The organism is Pseudonocardia sp. DxW, from assembly GCF_058448985.1.
On sequence record NZ_JBZFLK010000011.1, the window covers coordinates 165,707 to 183,553 of the forward strand.

Below are 17,847 nucleotides of genomic sequence, written 5' to 3' on the forward strand. Positions count from 1 at the left end.
GCGGCGCTGATCGGCGGCGCCGACGCGCTGCTGGTCACCGCCGGGGCGGGGATGGGCGTCGACTCGGGCCTGCCGGACTTCCGCGGCGACGAGGGCTTCTGGCGCGCCTACCCGCCGTACGCCCGGCTCGGGCTGCGGTTCGTCGAGCTCGCCGATCCGGAGCACTTCGCCGGCGACCCGGAACTGGCCTGGGGCTTCTACGGGCACCGCCTGCACCTGTACCGGCGGACCGTCCCGCACGCCGGGTTCGACGTCCTGCGGCGCTGGGCCGGGCGCGTACCGACGACCGTGTTCACGTCCAACGTGGACGGCCAGTTCCAGCGCGCCGGGTTCCCCGCCGGAGACGTCGCCGAGGTGCACGGCTCGATCCACCACCTGCAGTGCCTGCGGCTGTGCGGGTACGGCGTGTGGCCGGCCGACGGCGTCGACGTGGCGATCGACCCGGACAGCATGCGCGCGACCGGCCCGCTGCCGTCCTGTCCCGGCTGCGGCGGGCTCGCCCGGCCGGCGATCCTGATGTTCGGCGACGCCGGCTGGGACGCCTCGCACGCCGAGCCGGCGCTGCAGCGGCACGTCGACTGGCTGGCCCGGCACCGGGCCGGGCTCGCCGTCGTCGAGCTGGGGGCGGGCACCGCGCTGCCGACCGTGCGCCGCCGCTCCGAGCTGGCCTCGGCCGCGACCGGCGCGCTGGTCCGGATCAACGTCCGGGAGCCGCAGGTGCGGCACGGCCGCGGCGTCGGCATCGCGGCGGGGGCCGCTGCGACCCTCGCCGCGATCGACGAGCTGCTCGACGCCCGGGCGGCCGCTCAGTCCGGCACGGACTTCTGACCGGGCACCACGATCGCCGGCAGGTCGGCGAGCCCGGCCAGCGCGGCGGAGTGCACCTCGGCGGCCCGGACGGTGCCGTCCACCCCGGGCAGGTCCCGGGTGGCGGTGGCCGCGGCGACCACGGTCGGGACGTGCCCGGCGGAGAACGCGCTGCGGGCCGTCGAGTTGACGCACATGTGCGTCATGAACCCGGCGAGGACCAGGTCCTGGTAGCCCTCCAGCAGGTCGGCCAGGCCGGTGTGCACGAAGGCGCTCGGGAAGTTCTTGACCACGACGGCCTCGCCGTCCCGCGGCGCCACCGAGTCGTGGATCGCGCCGATCGGGGCGGTGACGTCGTACGGGCTGCCCTCGCCCGCGTCGTGCTGCACGTGGATCACCCGGGCGCCCGCGGAGCGCGCCCGGTCGAGCAGCGCGGCGGCCTCCGCCAGGGCCGGCTCGACGTTCTCCAGGCGCATCACGCCCTCGGTGTAGGTGTTCTGCAGGTCGATCATGATCAGGGCGGAGCGGCCCAGCGGGGCCGGCTCGACCGGCAGCCCCATCAGCCCGCGCAGGGTGTGCGGTGCGGACATCGGTGTCCTCCTTCGTCCGGACACACCGCGGGCCCGGACACACCGGTCCGGGCCCGCGATGGATCAGTCGTCGTTCAGTGACCGCCACTCGTCGTCGGTGAACAGCCGGGAGCGGATCAGGAACCGGACGCCCTCCGGCGCCTCGACCGAGAACCCGCTGCCCCGTCCCTTCACCACGTCGACGGTGAGATGGGTGTGCTTCCAGTATTCGAACTGTGACGCCGACATCCAGAAGCCGATCGGCTTCTCGATCCCGTCCACCCGGAGGTCCCCCAGATGGACGTCCGAGCCGCCGGTCTTGAAGTCACCGTCCGGGTAGCACATCGGGGCGCTGCCGTCGCAGCATCCGCCGGACTGGTGGAACATCAGCGGACCGTGCAGCTCGGTGAGCTTCACCAGCAGATCGGCGGCGGCCGGCGTCAGCGCCACCCTGGGGGTGACGGCGGCGTCCGGCTGCCCCATCAGAAGAAGCCCAGCGCGTTCGGCGAGTAGCTCTGCAGGACGTTCTTGGTCTGCTGGTAGTGGTCGAGCATCTGCTTGTGGTTCTCCCGCCCGATGCCGGACTGCTTGTAGCCTCCGAACGCCGCGTGCGCCGGGTAGGCGTGGTAGTTGTTCACCCACACCCGGCCGGCCTGGATGTCGCGGCCCGCCCGGTAGGCGGTGTTCGCGTCCCGGCTCCACACGCCGGCGCCGAGGCCGTAGAGCGTGTCGTTGGCGGTCCGGATGGCGTCGTCGTAGTCGGAGAAGCGGGCCACCGAGACGACCGGGCCGAAGATCTCCTCCTGGAAGATCCGCATCTGGTTGTTGCCCTCGAACACGGTCGGCTTGATGTAGTAGCCGCCCGCGAGGTCGCCACCCAGATCGGCCTTCTCGCCGCCGGTGAGGACCTTGGCCCCCTCCTGACGACCGATGTCGATGTAGGACAGGATCTTCTCGAACTGGTCGTTGGACGCCTGCGCACCGATCTGGGTGTCGGTGTCGAGCGGGTTGCCCTGCTTGATCTGCTCGGTGCGCTTGACCGCCTGCTCCAGGAACTCGGAGTAGATGCCGCCCTGGATCAGCGCGCGGGACGGGCAGGTGCACACCTCGCCCTGGTTGAGGGCGAACATCGCGAAGCCCTCGAGCGCCTTGTCGTAGAACGCGTCCTGCTGGGTGGCGACGTCGTCGAAGAAGATGTTCGGGCTCTTGCCGCCCAGCTCCAGGGTGACCGGGATCAGGTTCTCCGAGGCGTACTGCATGATCAGTCGGCCGGTGGTGGTCTCACCGGTGAAGGCGATCTTCGAGATCCGCTTGTTCGACGCCAGCGGCTTGCCCGCCTCGACCCCGAACCCGTTGACGATGTTGACCACACCCGGCGGAAGCAGGTCGGCGACCAGGTCCAGCAGCACGTGGATCGAGGCCGGGGTCTGCTCGGCCGGCTTGAGGACGACCGCGTTGCCCGCGGCGAGCGCCGGTGCCAGCTTCCAGATCGCCATCAGGATCGGGAAGTTCCACGGGATGATCTGGCCGACCACGCCGAGCGGCTCGTGGAAGTGGTAGGCGACGGTGTCGTCGTCGATCTGGGACAGCCCGCCCTCCTGCGCGCGGATCGCCCCGGCGAAGTAGCGCAGGTGGTCGATCGCCAGCGGGATGTCGGCGGCCAGGGTCTCCCGGCAGGCCTTGCCGTTCTCCCAGGACTCGGCGATCGCGACGGCCTCGAGGTTCGCCTCGATCCGGTCGGCCATCTTGTTCAGGATGTTCGCCCGCTCGGTCGGCGAGGTCTTGCCCCAGGCCGGCGCGGCCGCGTGCGCCGCGTCGAGCGCCTTCTCGACGTCGTCGGCGGTGCCGCGGGCGACCTCGGTGAAGTTCTGCCCGGTGATCGGCGTCGGGTTCTCGAAGTACTGCCCCTTGGCCGGCGCGACGTACTCGCCCCCGATGAAGTGGTCGTAGCGGGGCTTGAACGAGACGACGCTGTCCGGCTGACCCGGTGCCGCGTACGTGGCCATCGTTGGTCCTTCCCGTGGGAGATGTCGCAGTCGTTGCGCGTGATGCCGGACACTAGGAAGGTGGGGGTTGCACGGGAGTTGCACGCAGATGCGGAACCTGAACCTCCGGTGAGTGCCGATCACGCGGATTCGATTCAGGTAAGGCTGAGCTAACCGTAGGGTGAGTGTCGTGACGCGTGAACGAGCCGCACTGGAGCGGGCCCGCGGTGCCGCGCTGACCGGCTCGGCCGCGCCGGAGCTGCGCCCGGAGATCCGGGCGTCCTGGGAGCGCTCGCTGGCCGCCGCCGTCGATCCGGAGCGGTCCCGGCCGACGCACCCCTACCAGCCCGGCGAGGTCGCCGAGCTGCGCGCGGGGCATCCGCTGGCGCGGGTGCTGCCCGTGCTGCGGGAGACCCTCGTCGCCGCGGCCGAGCAGGCCCGGCACATGATGATCGTGACCGACGAGCGCGGGCACATCCTGTGGCGCGAGGGCGCCCGGGAGGTGCTGCGCCGGGCCGAGCGGGTGGAGCTCGTCGAGGGCACCCGCTGGAGCGAGGACGCGGTCGGGACCAACGCGATGGGCACCGCACTGTCCGACGACCGGCCGGTCCGGATCCACTCGGCCGAGCACCTGGTGAGCGCCTACCACCCGTGGACCTGCGCGGCCGCGCCGGTGCACGACCCGGAGACCGGCCGCCAGCTCGGCGCGGTCGACGTCACCGGGCCGGAGGAGACCTTCCATCCGATGACGCTGTCGCTGGTCACCGCGGCCGCCCGGCTCGCCGAGCACCGGCTGGCGGCGCTGACCGAGGAGCGCGACCGGCGGTTGCGGGACACCAACCTGCCGCACCTGGCCCGGCTCGGCGACGTGCCCGGCGCGCTGCTCTCGCCACGCGGCCGGGTGCTGGCGGCGACCCCGGCGCACCGCTTCCCGGCCCGGGTGCCGCTGCCCGAGCGCGGCGACCGGATCGTGCTCGACGACGGCGCGGAGGCCGTCCTGGAACCGCTCGGCGAGGGCTGGCTGCTCCGGGTGCCCGCGCCGGCCGGTCCGGTGCTGCCGACGATGACCCTGCCGTTCCTCGGGGCCCGCGCGCCGGTGGCCCGCCGGGAGGGGCGGCCGCTGCGGCTCGGCCTGCGGCACGCCGAGGTGCTCACCCTGCTCGCGCTGCACCCCGAGGGGATGACCGCCGACCAGCTCGCCGGCGCGCTCTACGGCGACGAGGGCCGCCCGATCACCGTCCGGGCCGAGATGCACCGCCTGCGCCGCTGCGTCGGCGAGGGCACCGTGCGCACCCAGCCCTACCGGCTCGCCGCCCGGGTGGACGCCGACTTCCTCCGGCTGCGCGAGGCACTGCGCGACGGCCGGGTGCGCGACGCCGCGGCCGAGGCGGCCCGGGGGCCGTTGCTGCCGACCTCGGAGTCGCCGGGGGTGCGGGCCGAGCGGGAGCACCTGGTGGCCGCGACCCGGACCGCGGTGCTCCGCTCCGGCGATCCGGACGCGCTGCTCGCGCTGCTGCGCACCGACCCGGACGACGAGCTGCGGGAGCGGTTGCGGGGCGCGCTGCCGGCCGGGGACCACCGCGTGCTGGACCTGCCCGGCCCGGACCTGCCCGGCTGATCCGTCGTGGCCGTCAGTGCGGGTCGGTGTGGTCGGGGATGCCGTCGTCGTCGGAGTCGGGCAGCCGCGGGTCGTCCTCACCGGCCCGGACGGCCTCCAGCTGCGCGGCCAGCGCCACCCCGGCCAGCAGCGCCACCCCGGTGACGTTCGCCCAGATCAGCAGCGCCATCACCGCGGTCAGCGGGCCGTAGGTCGCGCCGAAGTTGTCGGCGGAGGCCACGTACAGCGCGAGCAGCCCGGATCCGGCCAGCCAGGCCAGCACCGTCACCGTCGCACCCACGCCCAGCCAGGACAGGCCCGGCTGGCGGCGCCGCGGGGCGAACCGCAGCAGCGCGGTGGCCGCGACGACCAGCAGGGCGAGCCCGGCCGGCCAGCGGACGACGTCCCACACGGTCTCCGCGGCCGGGCCCCAGCGGTACACCTCGCGCACCGCGTCCCCGAACGGCTCACCGGCGACGATCAGCAGCAGCCCGGCCGCCATCGCGACCCCCGCGGTGGCGGTGAGCAGCGCGGCGCGGGCGTACTTCGCGAGCGCCGGCCGGTCCCGTTCGGTGCCGTAGATCCGGTTCGCGCCCCGCTCCAGCTGGGCGAACGCCGAGGTGGCCGCCGCGAACGCGGTGAGCAGCCCCAGCCCGAGCACCAGCTCGCCGCGCTCCCCGGCCGGGGTGTCGTCGCGTTCGGCGCCCGCGCCGGGCGGTGCCGGATCCGCGCCGGTCACCGCCTGCTGGACGAGTTCGTCGCTGGTGCCCGGCGACAGCGCCAGCACGGTCCGCGCGACGACCTCGGAGACGCCCTCGGCGCCGGCCGCCGCGGACAGCCCGACCCCGGCGATCACCAGCGGCACCGCGGCCAGCGCCAGCTGCAGGCCGAACGCCCTGGCGTGCGAGAAGCCGTCGCCGTAGCGGAAGCGCAGGAACCCGGTGCCGAGCAGGTGCCGCACGCCGTAGCGGCGCAGGGTGTGCGCGGCGTCGTCGGCGGAGAGCCGGTCGCCGGACATCAGCCGGGTCTCCGGCACCGGGCGCACCGAGCTCATGGCGAGAACGTAGCCCCGGCGGCCGCCGCGCGGGCACGATCCCTGTTCCGGGAGTGCAGGAGCCGGTTCCGGCGCGCCACACTCCCGGGACAGGGATCATGGTGCGCATGCCGGAGCAGCGGTTCGACGACCTGGTGGACCGGGCGGCGCGGCTCGTCCCGGCGGGCGGGCGGGCGCTGCTCGGCGTCGCCGGGGCCCCGGGGGCCGGCAAGACCACCCTGGCGCTCGCCCTGGTCCGCGCGCTGACCGCGGCCGGGGTGGCCGCGGTGCACGTCCCGATGGACGGCTTCCACCTCGCCGACGTCGAGCTGGCCCGGCTCGGCCGCGCCGGCCGCAAGGGCGCGCCGGACACCTTCGACGCGGCCGGCTACGCGGCCCTGCTGCAGCGGCTGCGCGCCGCGCCGGGGCGCGAGACCGGGCCGGTGTACGCGCCGGCGTTCGACCGGGAGATCGATCAGCCGGTGGCCGGGTCGATCCCGGTGCCGCCGGAGTGCCGGCTGGTCGTCAGCGAGGGCAACTACCTGCTCGTGGACGCGCCGCCGTGGCACGCGGTGCGGGCCGCGTTCGACGAGATCTGGTTCCACGAGACCGACGAGGCGCTGCGCCGCGAACGGCTGGTGGCCCGGCACGTGCGGTTCGGCAGGTCCCCCGCCGCGGCGCGGGAGTGGGTGCAGCGCACCGACGAGCCGAACGCGCGGCTGGTCGGGTCCACCCGCGGGCGGGCCGACCTGGTCGTGGGCCAGGCCGGCCCCCCGGCCTGACCCGTCTGGTGCGACATCGGGACGAGCCTCTACGTCGGCGACGACCGTGCGGGTCCTCGACATCATCGACGACCTCGTCGTGACCGACGGACCGCTGCACCCACAGCACGAGTGGAACCCTGCGCGAGGTGTGACCGCGGAGACGATGCAGGGCCCGCCCCGGACGTCCGGGACGGGCCCTGCATCAGGAACCGAGTGGGCTCAGCTCACTCCTCGCCGGCCAGTGCGGTCGGCGGGGTGTCCGGGACCGGCTCCGACGGCTTCGGCTCTCCGCGGAACACGAAGTGCGCCTTGTCGTCGTAGGCCTTCGAGTCCTCCGGTGCGTCGGTGTCGAGCCCCTCGACATCGACCAGGACGATCTGGCCGCCCTCGATCTCGCCGAAGAGGATCTTCTCCGACAGCTGGTCCTCGATCTCGCGCTGGATCGTCCGGCGCAGCGGCCGGGCGCCGAGGACCGGATCGAACCCGCGGCGCGCCAGCAGCTTCTTGGCGTTGTCCGTGAGCTCGATGGCCATGTCCTTGTTGGCCAGCTGCTTCTCCACCCGCCCGATCATCAGGTCGACCATCTCGATGATCTGCTCCTGGTTGAGCTGGTGGAAGACGATGATGTCGTCGATGCGGTTCAGGAACTCCGGGCGGAAGTGCTTCTTCAGCTCGTCGTTGACCTTGGTCTTCATCCGCTCGTAGTTCGACGCCTCGTCGTTGCCGGAGGAGAAGCCCAGCCCCACGGCCTTCGAGATGTCCTGGGTGCCCAGGTTGGAGGTGAAGATCAGCACGGTGTTCTTGAAGTCGACCGTGCGGCCCTGGCCGTCGGTGAGACGCCCGTCCTCCAGCACCTGCAGGAGCGTGTTGTAGATCTCCTGGTGCGCCTTCTCGATCTCGTCGAACAGCACCACCGAGAACGGCTTGCGCCGCACCTTCTCGGTGAGCTGGCCGCCCTCCTCGTAGCCGACGTACCCGGGAGGGGCACCGAACAGCCGCGAGGCGGTGTAGCGGTCGTGGAACTCACCCATGTCGATCTGGATGAGCGCGTCGTCCTCGCCGAACAGGAAGTTGGCCAGCGCCTTGGACAGCTCCGTCTTACCGACACCGGACGGGCCGGCGAAGATGAAGGAGCCGGACGGGCGCTTCGGGTCCTTCAGACCGGCGCGGGTACGGCGGATCGCCTGGGAGACCGACTTGACCGCGTCCTCCTGGCCGATGATGCGCTTGTGGAGCTCGTCCTCCATGCGCAGCAGCCGGGTGGTCTCCTCCTCGGTCAGCTTGAACACCGGGATGCCGGTCCAGTTGCCCAGCACCTCGGCGATCTGCTCGCCGTCGACCTCGGCGACCACGTCGAGGTCACCGGACTTCCACTGCTTCTCGCGCTCGGCCTTCTCGCCGAGCAGGGTCTTCTCCTGGTCGCGCAGGTGCGCGGCCCGCTCGAAGTCCTGCGCGTCGATCGCCGACTCCTTGTCCCGGCGGACGTTCGCGATCTTCTCGTCGAACTCCCGCAGGTCCGGCGGAGCGGTCATCCGGCGGATGCGCATCCGGGCCCCGGCCTCGTCGATCAGGTCGATCGCCTTGTCCGGGAGGAAGCGGTCGTTGATGTAGCGGTCGGCCAGCGTGGCGGCCGAGGCCAGCGCGTCGTCGGTGATCGTGACGCGGTGGTGCGCCTCGTACCGGTCGCGCAGGCCCTTCAGGATCTCGATGGTGTGCGCGACCGACGGCTCGGACACCTGGATCGGCTGGAAGCGCCGCTCCAGCGCGGGGTCCTTCTCGACGTACTTGCGGTACTCGTCGAGCGTGGTCGCGCCGATCGTCTGCAGCTCGCCGCGGGCGAGCATCGGCTTCAGGATCGAGGCCGCGTCGATCGCGCCCTCGGCGGCACCCGCCCCGACGAGGGTGTGGATCTCGTCGATGAACAGGATGATGTCGCCGCGGGTGCGGATCTCCTTGAGCACCTTCTTGAGGCGCTCCTCGAAGTCACCGCGGTAGCGGGAACCGGCGACCAGCGAGCCCAGGTCGAGGGTGTAGAGCTGCTTGTCCTTCAGCGTCTCCGGGACCTCGCCCTTGATGATCGCCTGGGCCAGCCCCTCGACCGCGGCCGTCTTGCCGACGCCCGCCTCGCCGATCAGCACCGGGTTGTTCTTGGTCCTCCGGGAGAGGACCTGCATGATCCGCTCGATCTCCTTCTCCCGGCCGATGACCGGGTCCAGCTTGCCCTCGCGGGCCTGCTGGGTGAGGTTGCGACCGAACTGGTCCAGCACCAGCGACGACGACGGGGTGCCCTCGCCGCGACCGGCGGTGCCGCTCTCGGCGGGCTCCTTGCCCTGGTAGCCGGACAGCAGCTGGAGCACCTGCTGGCGGACCCGGTTGAGGTCGGCGCCGAGCTTGACCAGCACCTGGGCCGCGACACCCTCGCCCTCGCGGATCAGCCCGAGCAGGATGTGCTCGGTGCCGATGTAGTTGTGGCCGAGCTGCAGCGCCTCGCGCAGCGACAGCTCCAGCACCTTCTTCGCCCTGGGGGTGAACGGGATGTGGCCGGACGGGGCCTGCTGACCCTGGCCGATGATCTCCTCGACCTGCTGCCGCACGCCCTCCAGAGCGATTCCGAGGGACTCGAGTGCCTTCGCGGCGACGCCCTCACCCTCGTGGATCAGGCCAAGGAGGATGTGCTCGGTCCCGATGTAGTTGTGGTTGAGCATCCTGGCCTCTTCCTGGGCCAGAACGACAACACGTCGCGCTCGGTCGGTGAACCTCTCGAACAATTCGCACTCCTTGCCTGCTGCGCCTCACGTACGGCGCGACCAGCATCTTCTGCCCGGACCCGGCACGCCAGGAACCGGCACTGCGCCTCGCGTGACACTGCGCCGGCCCGCCCCCGCGGGGGAAGGCCTCATACCACTGTATCGGTCGACCGGCCTCCGGCGCCTCCACCTGACGTGCACAGAGGGACTGCCGGGCGTAACAGCCGATCCGCCGGCCGTGTTCCCGGGTGCGGTCAGCCGGCCTCCGCGGCCGCTTCCTCGCGGGCCCGCTCGGCCGCCTTGAACTCGCGGAAGCCCTCCTCGTCGCGGCCGCGCCGCCAGTACCCGGAGATCGACAGGTCGTCGCGCGGGACGCCGCGCTCGCGGCCGAGATGGCGGCGCAGCTCACGGACCGCGATCGCCTCGCCGTGCACGAAGGCGTGCACCCGGCCCGGGCGGAAGTCCAGTGCGCGGACGGCATCGGGGAGCTGGACGCTGTCCGGGTCGCCACCGACGGCCGAGCGGTGCAGCCAGTGCACGGTGAGGTCGGCGTCGCCGGGAAGCTTCAGCTCGTCGTCCGGACCGTCGACCTGCAGCACCGCGACGGCCCGCCGGCCGACCGGGATCCGCTCCAGGGCGGCGCAGATCGCGGGCAGCGCGGACTCGTCGCCCACCAGCAGATGCCAGTCGGCCTCGGGATCCGGCGCGTAGGCGCCGCCCGGCCCGACCAGCCGCAGCCGGTCGCCGGGCCGGGCCGACGCCGCCCACGGCCCGGCGAGGCCGGTGTCGCCGTGGTGCACGAAGTCGATGACGAGCTCGCCCGCGTCGTGGTCGAGTGCGCGGACGGTGTAGGTGCGCTGCACCGGCCAGTGCTCGCGGGGGAGCTCGGCGTGCACCCGGTCCAGGTCGAACGGCTCCGGGTAGTCGACACCCGGCCGCAGGAAGAGGATCTTGACGTAGCGGTCGGTGTACCCGGTCTCCGGGAACGCCGCGAGGCCCGGGCCACCGGCGACGACGCGCACCAGGTGCGGGCTCAGACGCTCGGTCCGGAGGACCTCGAGTTCGGTGACGCGACGGGCCATGGCGGCTGCCTCCCGGTGCGGGGGTGGGAAGGGGCCCGGGCGACGGTACCCTTCTCGGCCGCCCCGCTCAGGTGAGCCTTGCCTGGTGTGACCGGTTCAACGCGCGGGGCCCTCAGTTCTCCTGGTGGTAGGCCTCGAGCACCTCGGCCGGGATCCGGCCGCGGTCGGAGACCTTCATCCCGCGCTTGCGGGCCCACTCGCGGATCGCCTGGTTCTGCTCGCGGTCGACCGACGGGCGACGGGCGGCGGAACCCGACACGGAACCGCGCCGCCGGGACGGCCCGGCCGCACGCCGGGCGGCGGCCACGTAGTCGGCGAGAACGTCGCGCAGCTTCTTCGCGTTGTCACCGGTCAGATCGATCTCGTAGTTGCGGCCGTCGAGACCGAACTCGATCGTCTCATCCGCCGCGTCGCCGGTCAGATCGTCGACGAGTCGGACCTCTTTGATCTGCGCCATCGTCGCAGCCTCCCTGAAAGACCGTGCAGGTATATGCGGGCGAACCGGTCCGGCGGACGCCGAAGCAATACCCGGACGCAATGACACTGACATGCAGAGCACCGGAACCGACTCGATTCAACAGTAACCGAGAATTGTTGGCGGCGTCGAGCGAGGGTCGAGTTCAATGCAGAATCCGGCCGAAAGCCACTCGATCGGGCCGCGCATAGCCGTCGTCCCCGGCCGCGGACGACGCGACCGGGGACGCCCGGCGGGGGGCCGGACCGTGCCTAGGATTCCCCGCGGACCAGCGGGAACAGGATGGTCTCCCGGATACCGAGTCCGGTCAGCGTCATCAGCAGCCGGTCGACGCCCATCCCGAGTCCGCCGGTCGGCGGCATCCCGTATTCCATGGCGCGCAAGAAGTCCTCGTCCAGCTGCATCGCCTCGGGATCGCCCGCCGCGGCCTTGAGCGACTGCGCCTGGAGCCGCTCCCGCTGCTCCACCGGGTCGACCAGCTCGGAGTACGCGGTCGCCAGCTCGACCCCGAACACGATCAGGTCCCAGGACTCCGACAATCGCGGGTCGTCCCGGTGCGCGCGGGTCAGCGGCCGCACCTCGACCGGGAAGTCGCGCACGAACGTCGGCTCGACGAGGGTGTGCTCGACGAGCTTCTCGAACAACTCCAGGACGATCTGTGCGGCCGTCGGATAATCGGTCACGTCGACGTCGTGCTCGGCCGCGATCCGCTGCAGATCCGACAGTTCCGTGTCCGGGCTCACAGCGCGTCCGACGGCATCGGAGACGGCGCCGTAGAGCGTGATCGAACGCCACTCACCGCCGAGATCGTGTTCGGTGCCGTCGTGGTGCCGGACGGTCGTCGAGCCGAACAGCGCCCGCGCCGAGGACTGGATCAGCTCGCGCGTCAGCACGGCCATGTCGTCGTAGGTCGCGTATGCCTGGTACGCCTCGAGCATCGCGAACTCCGGCGAATGCGTCGAGTCGATCCCCTCGTTACGGAACACCCGGTTCAGCTCGAAGACCCGCTCGATACCGCCGACCACGCAGCGCTTCAGGAACAGCTCCGGCGCAATCCGCAGGTACAGATCGGAGCCGAGCGCGTTCGCGTGCGTCACGAACGGGCGCGCGGTCGCGCCACCGTGCAGCAGCTGCAGCATCGGCGTCTCCACCTCGATGAAGTCGCGGCCGGTGAGCGCCTCGCGGACGGTCCGCAGCACGGTGGAGCGGGCCCGCACGGTCTCCCGCGCCTGCGGGCGGACGATCAGGTCGACGTAGCGCTGCCGGACCCGGTTCTCCTCGGAGAGCTCCTTGTGCGCGGTCGGCAGCGGGCGGACCGACTTCGAGACCATCGACCACTCGTCGGCCTGCACCGACAGCTCCCCCCGCCGGGAGGTGATCACCTCGCCGCGGACCAGCACGAAGTCGCCGAGATCGACCACCGACTTCCAGCGGGTCAGCTCGTCGGCGCCGACCCGGTCCAGCGACAGCATCGCCTGCAGCTCGGTGCCGTCGCCCTCGCGCAGCGTCGCGAAGCACAGCTTGCCGGTGTTCCGCACGAAGATCACCCGGCCGGCGACGGCGACCTTCTCCCCGGTCGCGGTGTCCGCGGGCAGATCGGGATGGGCGTCGCGGACCTGGCGCAGGGTGTGCGTGCGGGGCACCTGCACCGGATACGCCTCGGTGCCCGCGGCCAGCAGATCCGCGCGCTTCGCCCGGCGCACCCGCAGCTGCTCGGGCAGGTCCGCCTCGGATCCGGGGTCGCTCGGGGTGCCGGGAGTGTTCACGACCGGTCAGGCTATCGGCGCCGCCCGGGCCGCCCGGCCGTCACCCCCCGACGACGACCGAGCGGGCACCCACCGCGTCGGAGGTCCCGCGGGCCCGGGCGTCCCGGGTGGCGGGTACCGCCGGGAGCAGCTGCGGACCGGCGCCGTACCGCGAGACCTCTAGGGTCGGGGCCGCCGCCGAGATCGCACGGGTGCTGCGTCCGGACGGTTCGACCTGCCGATGCGCACGATCGTGCAGCGGGCCCGGCGCCGCTGAGCACTCAGCGGGCCGGGCGGTGGTGGCGCAGGTGGGTCAGTCGCAGGCCGTGCAGGGTGAGGTCCGGGACGTGCACGGTGACCGTGTCCGCCCGGCCGTACACCAGCTCGGCCAGTCCGCCGGTGACGGCCACGGTCACCGGCTGCGCGTCCGGGCCGAGCTCGGCCAGGATCCGGCGGACCAGGCCGTCGACCTGCCCGGCGGCGCCGTAGAGCACGCCGGCCTGGACGGCCTCGACCGTGGTCCGGCCGATCACCGAGCGGGGCTCGAGCAGGTCGACCGGGCGCAGCGAGGAGGCGCGCTCGGCGAGCGCCTGCATCGCGATGTCGATCCCGGGCGCCAGCGCGCCGCCGAGGAACTCGCCGCGCGCCGAGACGACGTCGATGTTCGTGCAGGTCCCGAGATCGACGCAGACGCAGGTGGTGCCGAACAGGTGGTGCGCGGCGAGGCTGTTCACCACCCGGTCGGCGCCGACCTCGCGCGGATGGTCGACCAGCAGCGGGACACCGGTGCGCACCCCCGGGCCGACGACCAGCGTCCGCATCCGGTCCGACCAGCGCGCCAGCAGGGTGCGCAGCTCGCGGGACGGGCCGGGGACGGTGGACAGCGCGGCGACCGCCGTCACCGCGGCGAACCGCGGCCCGAGCATCCCGGTGATCGTCAGGTCGAGCTCGTCGGCGGTGGCCCGGGTGTCGGTGCGCATCCGCCAGCCGTGCTCCGGCTCCGGGGTGAGCGAGGACGGGTCGGTCCCCGGCCCGGGCTCCGGGTAGAGCCCGAGCGAGACGTGGGTGTTCCCGACGTCGATGCAGAGCAGCACCGGCTACCGCGCCGCGGAGGACAGGAGCCCCGAGCCGGCCGGGGCGTGGCCGGGATCGGTGCCCAGCTCGGCGATCCGGTTGTCGGCGTCGACGAACACCACCCGGGACCGGTAGCCGCGCAGCTCCGCCTCGTCGTAGGCGCCGTAGGAGATCAGGATGACCAGGTCGCCGGGGTGCACCAGGTGCGCGGCGGCGCCGTTGATCCCGATCACCCCGGAGCCGGGCTCGCCGGTGATCACGTAGGTCTCCAGGCGGGCGCCGTTGGTGATGTCGACGATCGAGACCTGCTCGCCCTCCAGCAGGTCCGCCGCGGCCATCAGATCGGCGTCGACGGTGACCGAGCCGACGTAGTGCAGGTCGGCCTGGGTGACGGTCGCGCGGTGGATCTTGGACTTCATCATCGTGCGGTACACGGGATCTCCTCGGATCAGAGCGCGACGGGGACGTTGTCGATCAGGCGGGTGCGGCCGAACCGGGCGGCGACCAGCAGCCGGGCGGCACCGGTGCCGGGCGGCGGGTCGAGGTCCGTACCGCGCAGCGTCAGGTAGTCGAGCTCGATCCCGGGCACGCCGTCGAGCGCGGCCCGGGCGGCCGCCAGGACCGCGTCGTGGCCGCGGGCGGACACCCCGGCGCCCGCGGCGAGCGCCCGGGACAGCACCCCGGCGCGGACCCGCTGCTCGGGATCGAGGTAGACGTTGCGCGAGGACAGGGCCAGGCCGTCGTCCTCCCGGACGGTCGGCACGCCGACGATGTCCAGGCCGAAGTCCAGGTCGCGCACCATCCGGCGGATCAGGGTGAGCTGCTGGTAGTCCTTCTCGCCGAACACCGCCGCGTCCGGGACGACGATGTGGAACAGCTTCGCGACGACGGTGAGCACGCCGTCGAAGTGGCCCGGCCGGACCGCGCCCTCCAGCTCCGCGCCGAGCGGTCCGGCCGAGACCCGGATCTCCGATCCGGGCGGGTACATGTGCTCGACGCCGGGGGTGAGGACCAGTTCGACGCCCTCCTCCCGGCAGGCGTCGAGATCGGCCTCCAGCGGGCGCGGGTAGCGGTCCAGGTCCTCCCCGGCACCGAACTGCAGCGGGTTCACGAAGATCGACACGACCGGGACGACGGCGCCCGGCATCCGCCGGGCGTGCCGGATCAGCTCGCGATGGCCCTCGTGCAGGGCGCCCATCGTCGGGATCAGCACGACCTTGCGGCCGGCGCCGCGCAGCGCCCGGGTCACCGGGGCCAGCTTCGCCGGATCGGCGTGCACGGTCAGCCGGCCGGTCGCGTAGCCGTTGCGGGTGGCGGTCACCGGTCCTCCTCCAGGGCCTTCTCGACGTCGTCCAGGGCGGCCCGGTCCAGCAGCCCGGCGGCCGCGGCCCGCCGGGCGGTCCGCCCGGCCAGCGCGCGGTAGCCCGCGGCCAGGTCGGGATCCGCGGCCGTGATGCGTTCCAGATGGGTCCGGACGGTGCCCGAGTCACCCCGGGCGACCGGCCCGGTGAGCGCCCGGTCGCCGTGCCGCAGCGCGTTGTCCAGGGCCGCCGACAGCAGCGGCGCGACCAGCCGGTCGGCGGGCCGCACGCCCGCCGACTCCAGCAGCTGCACGCAGTCCCCGACCAGCGTCATCAGGTGGTTGGCGCCGTGCGCCAGCGCCGCGTGGTAGAGCGGTCGCACCGCCTCGGGGATGCGCACCGGCTCGGCGGACATCTCCAGGACCAGCGCCTCGGCGACGCTCCAGCCGACGGCGTCGCGCGGGTCCGCCTCCCCGGTGTCGGCGGTGCCCGGCGCGGTCACCCCGACGCAGCAGGAGGCGAGCCGCTCGACGTCCTCGGAGCGGCCGGTGAAGGTCATCGCCGGGTGCAGGGCCAGCGGCAGCACCCCGTGCGCCGCGGCGGGCTCCAGCACGGCGACGCCGTGCGAGCCCGCGGTGTGCACCACGATCTGGCCGGGGCGGAAGCAGTCCGCGGCGGCGAGGCCGCGGACCAGGCCGGGCAGCACGTCGTCGGGGACGGCGAGGAGCACCAGGTCGGAACGGGTGCAGACCTCGTCCGGCGGCAGCAGGGGGACGTCCGGGAGCAGCTCGGCGGCCCGGCGCAGCGAGGCGCGGGACACCCCCGAGGCGGCGACGACGTGATGGCCCGCGTTGGCGAGGGCGGCCCCCAGCACCGAACCGACACGGCCGGCGGAGACCACGCCCACGGCGAGCCGCGCAGGGCGGCCGGCATCGTTCACTTCTCAGTCCGTTTCCTCCCGCTCCGGTCCGTGTCGGTACCGGTCGGGCAATCCGCGGTGCACGCGACCTCCCGTGGCCGCGCCAGCCGCGAGGGTAGACGCGCCCGGGAACCCCCGAGCACCCGCTATGACGGGATTCACCTGATCACGGCCTGCGCATCGGGCGGGTCGGACCGGGGTCGCCGGGATCGTCGTGGTGGCGGCCGCGGGGCTCGGGTCCGGCGGGGCGCTCGACCGGCCGGGTGGCGCCCTCGCCCGGGTCCGGCCCGGGGCGTGCCGGATCGGGTTCGGCGGCGCGGCGCGGATCGGGGCCCGGCGTCGGCCCGGCACCCGGGTAGGGGCCAGGGCCCGGGTTGTGGCCGGGTCCCGGGCCGGGTCCCGGTGCCCCCGCCCACGGCGCTCCGCCCCTCGGGCGGGGCGGCGCCCAGCCCCGGGGCGGGCCGTCGCCCCCCGGCGGCACGTCGTCGAAGGTCGGGATCCGGTGCGCGCCGGAGAAGCTGCCGTCCGGGGCGGCGGGGGGCGGCGGCTCCCAGCCCGAGGGCCGCTGCCGGGCCCAGGCCGCGACCAGCGCCTCCGGCACCCCCACCGCGATCGCCCGGGTCCGCAGCACCGCGGCCAGCTTTTCGTCGTGCAGGGCGCGCGCCGACTCCCGCACCGCACCGCGCGCGATCCGGTTCCGCATGAACGCCAGCTCGGTGACCGCGGCCTGGTAGTCGGCGACCGCCTTGGCCGTGGCCCGGCCGGAGCGCTTCCGGACCAGCGCCCGCCAGCCCTTCCGCCGGGACAGCCGGGCCAGCAGCGGCACCTCGCTGGGCGCGATCCAGCCGGCCGCGGCGAACCCGGGGAGCTGGGCGGCGACGATCCGCGCCTCACGGCGGCGGGCGTAGACCACCAGCATGACCAGGCCGGCGAAGATCGGGACCATCACGAAGGCGTAGATCTGGAAGAAGCCGCCGGGCGTCGCGGCCAGCACGGAAGCGCCGTTCCACAGCGCGTGCAGCACCACCGCGGCGACGTAGCCGGCGGCGAGTGCCAGCACCCGGAGGCCGACGCTGCGACTGGCCACCGCCACCCCGGCCGCGATGCCGATCATGCAGGTGAACAGCGGGTGCGCGAACGGCGAGGCGACGCCGCGCATGAACAGCGTCGCGAGCACGCCCGCCGTCTCCGGGTCGGAGACCGCCCGGCCGAGATAGAGGATGTTCTCGCTGAACGCGAAGCCGGCGCCGACGATCCCGGCGTAGACGATGCCGTCGATGATGCCGTCGAACTCGCGGCGCCGGAACAGCAGCAGGCCGACCAGGAACAGCCCCTTGGCGAACTCCTCCACGATCGGCGCGACGACGACCGGGCCGAACAGGTCGCCGGCGCCGCGCCCGGCCGCGGCGTCGAGCACCACCGAGGCGCTGGTGTTGATCAGCAGCGAGACGAGCGCCGCGAAGCCGGCGCCCCAGAGGAACGCGCCCATCAGCATCCGCGGCGGTTCCGGCTCCCACCGGTCGACCCACAGGAACGCGGCGACCACCGGGACGACCGGGAGCAGCGCGGCGAGGGTGCCGACGACGACGCCGGCCGTCCCGACCGCCCGCTGCAGGATCCCGATCGTGATGACGGTCAGCAGCGCGAGGACGACGAGCCCGACGACCGGGAGCAGGACCCCGCGCCGCTTCGCCGAGGGGGCCGGCACCGGGGCGTAGGTGCGTCCGGACACGGCGGGAGATCCCATGG

General features: G+C 73.3%; 16 protein-coding genes. 3 read left to right on the forward strand and 13 right to left on the reverse strand.

Translation table 11 applies throughout. The features are described from left to right. Positions 1-51: 51 nt before the first annotated feature. Positions 52-828 carry an SIR2 family NAD-dependent protein deacylase gene (locus ACVJO7_RS18820; protein WP_491673968.1) on the forward strand — a complete coding sequence of 259 codons (777 nt, stop codon included), beginning with the start codon at positions 52-54 and terminating at the stop codon, positions 826-828. Here the strand turns inward: ACVJO7_RS18820 and ACVJO7_RS18825 are convergent. The 3 genes from ACVJO7_RS18825 to adh all read right to left on the reverse strand — a co-directional run bounded on the left by ACVJO7_RS18825 (position 807) and on the right by adh (position 3,382). Then, positions 807-1,397 (reverse strand): cysteine hydrolase family protein, encoded by a 591-nt coding sequence (locus tag ACVJO7_RS18825; RefSeq protein WP_344021366.1) that lies wholly within the window; start codon positions 1,395-1,397, stop codon positions 807-809. The two genes, ACVJO7_RS18820 and ACVJO7_RS18825, sit on opposite strands and share 22 nt — an antisense overlap. Positions 1,398-1,460: 63 nt before the next feature. Next, complete coding sequence (locus tag ACVJO7_RS18830; protein WP_344021368.1) at positions 1,461-1,859, reverse strand: DUF779 domain-containing protein; 399 nt, start codon at positions 1,857-1,859, stop codon at positions 1,461-1,463. After that, a complete protein-coding gene (adh, locus tag ACVJO7_RS18835) occupies positions 1,859-3,382 on the reverse strand; it encodes an aldehyde dehydrogenase (RefSeq protein WP_344021370.1) in 1,524 nt (507 codons plus the stop codon). The genes ACVJO7_RS18830 and adh overlap by 1 nt, the downstream gene beginning before the upstream one ends. 169 nt (positions 3,383-3,551) lie before the next feature. Here adh and ACVJO7_RS18840 point away from each other — a divergent pair, with 169 nt between their 5' ends. Beyond that, entirely contained in the window at positions 3,552-4,979 is a 1,428-nt protein-coding gene (locus ACVJO7_RS18840) for a GAF domain-containing protein (protein WP_491673969.1), read from the forward strand. A gap of 13 nt (positions 4,980-4,992) precedes the next feature. On the opposite strand, the gene ACVJO7_RS18845 is transcribed toward ACVJO7_RS18840, so the two are convergent. After that, the gene (locus ACVJO7_RS18845) at positions 4,993-6,012 is read right to left on the reverse strand and encodes a YihY/virulence factor BrkB family protein (RefSeq protein ID WP_491673970.1); all 1,020 of its coding nucleotides are present in this window, start codon (positions 6,010-6,012) and stop codon (positions 4,993-4,995) included. 98 nt (positions 6,013-6,110) lie between these two features. Between ACVJO7_RS18845 and ACVJO7_RS18850 the strand changes: the two genes are divergently transcribed. Beyond that, positions 6,111-6,773 carry a nucleoside/nucleotide kinase family protein gene (locus ACVJO7_RS18850; RefSeq protein WP_491673971.1) on the forward strand — a complete coding sequence of 221 codons (663 nt, stop codon included), beginning with the start codon at positions 6,111-6,113 and terminating at the stop codon, positions 6,771-6,773. Between the two features lie 206 nt (positions 6,774-6,979). Here ACVJO7_RS18850 and ACVJO7_RS18855 read toward each other — a convergent pair whose 3' ends face one another. The 9 genes from ACVJO7_RS18855 to ACVJO7_RS18895 all read right to left on the reverse strand — a co-directional run bounded on the left by ACVJO7_RS18855 (position 6,980) and on the right by ACVJO7_RS18895 (position 17,845). Next, positions 6,980-9,523 (reverse strand): ATP-dependent Clp protease ATP-binding subunit, encoded by a 2,544-nt coding sequence (locus ACVJO7_RS18855; RefSeq protein WP_344021390.1) that lies wholly within the window; start codon positions 9,521-9,523, stop codon positions 6,980-6,982. Positions 9,524-9,756: 233 nt separating this feature from the next. Then, complete coding sequence (locus ACVJO7_RS18860) at positions 9,757-10,584, reverse strand: siderophore-interacting protein (protein ID WP_491673972.1); 828 nt, start codon at positions 10,582-10,584, stop codon at positions 9,757-9,759. A 112-nt stretch (positions 10,585-10,696) separates the two neighbouring features. Then, on the reverse strand, positions 10,697-11,041 hold the full coding sequence (locus tag ACVJO7_RS18865; RefSeq protein ID WP_491673973.1) for a histone-like nucleoid-structuring protein Lsr2: 345 nt from the start codon (positions 11,039-11,041) through the stop codon (positions 10,697-10,699). A 269-nt stretch (positions 11,042-11,310) separates the two neighbouring features. Beyond that, complete coding sequence (gene lysS / locus ACVJO7_RS18870; RefSeq protein WP_344021396.1) at positions 11,311-12,825, reverse strand: lysine--tRNA ligase; 1,515 nt, start codon at positions 12,823-12,825, stop codon at positions 11,311-11,313. Between the two features lie 260 nt (positions 12,826-13,085). Beyond that, the gene (locus ACVJO7_RS18875) at positions 13,086-13,898 is read right to left on the reverse strand and encodes a type III pantothenate kinase (RefSeq protein WP_491673974.1); all 813 of its coding nucleotides are present in this window, start codon (positions 13,896-13,898) and stop codon (positions 13,086-13,088) included. Between the two features lie 3 nt (positions 13,899-13,901). After that, the gene (panD, locus tag ACVJO7_RS18880; RefSeq protein ID WP_344021402.1) at positions 13,902-14,312 is read right to left on the reverse strand and encodes an aspartate 1-decarboxylase; all 411 of its coding nucleotides are present in this window, start codon (positions 14,310-14,312) and stop codon (positions 13,902-13,904) included. A gap of 14 nt (positions 14,313-14,326) precedes the next feature. After that, positions 14,327-15,199: a pantoate--beta-alanine ligase gene (panC, locus tag ACVJO7_RS18885; protein ID WP_491673975.1), complete on the reverse strand. Its 873-nt coding sequence runs from the start codon at positions 15,197-15,199 to the stop codon at positions 14,327-14,329. After that, positions 15,196-16,119, reverse strand: coding sequence for a Rossmann-like and DUF2520 domain-containing protein (locus tag ACVJO7_RS18890; protein WP_491673976.1), 924 nt, complete (start codon positions 16,117-16,119; stop codon positions 15,196-15,198). The genes panC and ACVJO7_RS18890 overlap by 4 nt, the downstream gene beginning before the upstream one ends. 145 nt (positions 16,120-16,264) lie before the next feature. Further along, positions 16,265-17,845, reverse strand: coding sequence for a PrsW family intramembrane metalloprotease (locus tag ACVJO7_RS18895; protein ID WP_491673977.1), 1,581 nt, complete (start codon positions 17,843-17,845; stop codon positions 16,265-16,267). Between the last annotated feature and the right edge of the window lie 2 nt (positions 17,846-17,847).

Coding starts and splice junctions, on each gene's coding strand:
- ACVJO7_RS18845 (WP_491673970.1), bottom strand. CDS start 6,012: ATGAGCTCGGTGCGCCCGGTGCCGGAGACCCGGCTGATGTCCGGCGAC.
- ACVJO7_RS18865 (WP_491673973.1), bottom strand. CDS start 11,041: ATGGCGCAGATCAAAGAGGTCCGACTCGTCGACGATCTGACCGGCGAC.
- ACVJO7_RS18830 (WP_344021368.1), bottom strand. CDS start 1,859: ATGGGGCAGCCGGACGCCGCCGTCACCCCCAGGGTGGCGCTGACGCCG.
- ACVJO7_RS18850 (WP_491673971.1), top strand. CDS start 6,111: ATGGTGCGCATGCCGGAGCAGCGGTTCGACGACCTGGTGGACCGGGCG.
- ACVJO7_RS18860 (WP_491673972.1), bottom strand. CDS start 10,584: ATGGCCCGTCGCGTCACCGAACTCGAGGTCCTCCGGACCGAGCGTCTG.
- ACVJO7_RS18895 (WP_491673977.1), bottom strand. CDS start 17,845: ATGGGATCTCCCGCCGTGTCCGGACGCACCTACGCCCCGGTGCCGGCC.
- adh (WP_344021370.1), bottom strand. CDS start 3,382: ATGGCCACGTACGCGGCACCGGGTCAGCCGGACAGCGTCGTCTCGTTC.
- ACVJO7_RS18820 (WP_491673968.1), top strand. CDS start 52: ATGGGCGTCGACTCGGGCCTGCCGGACTTCCGCGGCGACGAGGGCTTC.
- ACVJO7_RS18825 (WP_344021366.1), bottom strand. CDS start 1,397: ATGTCCGCACCGCACACCCTGCGCGGGCTGATGGGGCTGCCGGTCGAG.